Genomic DNA, 1,397 nt, shown 5'->3' with positions numbered 1-1,397 from the left:
AGCATGTTCCGTTGTCGTTTGCTCAGCAGCGGTTGTGGTTTATCGATCAGTTGTATGGGCCGTCGCCGATTTATAACTTGGCGGTGGCGTTGCGGTTGTGTGGGGGTTTGGATTCTGCGGCGTTGGGTGCGGCGTTGGTTGATGTGGTGTGCCGTCATGAGTCGTTGCGGACGGTGTTTGGTGCGGTGGGGGGTGCGCCTGAGCAGGTGGTGGTGGCGTGCGAGCGGGCTGATGTGGGTTGGCAGGTTGTTGATGCCACTGGTTGGTCGGCGAGTCGGGTGCAGGACGCGGTTGATGCGGTGGCGCAGCGGCCGTTTGATTTGTCGGTTGAGATTCCGTTGCGGGCACGGCTTTTGCGTGTTGGCGATGAGGAGCATGTGTTGGTGGCGGTGGTGCATCATATTGCTGCTGATGGGTGGTCGATTGCTCCGTTGGTGCGTGATTTGGGGGTGGCCTATGCCAGTCGTTGTGCCGGTCAGGCGCCGGGTTGGGCCGAGTTGCCGGTGCAGTATGTCGATTACACGTTGTGGCAGCGAGCGGTTCTTGGTGATTTCGATGATGGTGAGAGTCTGATTGCTGAGCAGTTGGGTTATTGGCAGGATGTGTTGGCGGGGATGCCTGAGCGGTTGGTGTTGCCCACTGATCGGCCGTATCCGGCGGTGGCCGATTCGCGTGGTGCCAGTGTGGCGGTGCAGTGGCCGGCGGGGTTGCAGCAGCAGGTTTCTCGGGTGGCTCGTGAGCATAATGCGACCAGTTTCATGGTGGTGCAGGCCGCGTTGGCGGTGTTGTTGGCCAAGCTCAGTGCCAGTTCTGATGTGGCAGTAGGGTTCGCGGTTGCGGGGCGTGGTGATCCGGCCCTCGATGAGTTGGTCGGGTTTTTCGTCAACACGTTGGTGTTGCGTGTTGATGTGGCCGGTGATCCCAGTGTGGCGGAGTTGTTGGCTCAGGTGCGGGCTCGGGGGTTGGCGGCCTATGAGCATCAGGATGTGCCGTTTGAGGTGTTGGTGGAGCGGCTTAATCCGACTCGTAGTTTGACTCATCATCCGTTGGTGCAGGTGATGTTGTCGTGGCAGAACTTTGCTGGGGATTCGGCTTCCGGGTTGAGTTTGGGTGATGTGGAGGTTACCCCGTTGCCGGTGGATGCCCATAGTGCGCGAATGGATTTGGCGTTTACGTTGGCTGAACGTTTCAGCGAGACTGGTGAGCCCGCAGGGATTTCGGGGGCGGTGGAGTTTCGGACCGATGTATTCGATGCGCTCAGTGTTGAGGTGTTGATCGGCCGGTTGCAGCGCGTGCTGGCGGCGATGGTGGCCGATCCCGGCCGGCCATTGTCATCAGTGGACCTCCTCGACGACGACGAACACGCCCGACTAGAAAAGCTCGGCAACCGGGCAGTC

Annotated in this window: 1 protein-coding gene; it reads left to right on the top strand. The window is 60.2% G+C overall.

The annotated features are described in order from the left end of the window. Nucleotides 1-1,397 (top strand): condensation domain-containing protein (locus tag A5707_RS10055; protein ID WP_232000686.1); only part of this gene is annotated, 1,397 nt, incomplete at both ends.

This window comes from Mycobacterium kyorinense (genome assembly GCF_001672775.1).
Lineage (GTDB): Bacteria > Actinomycetota > Actinomycetes > Mycobacteriales > Mycobacteriaceae > Mycobacterium > Mycobacterium kyorinense_A.
This window is presented reverse-complemented; position numbering and strand designations above follow the sequence as displayed.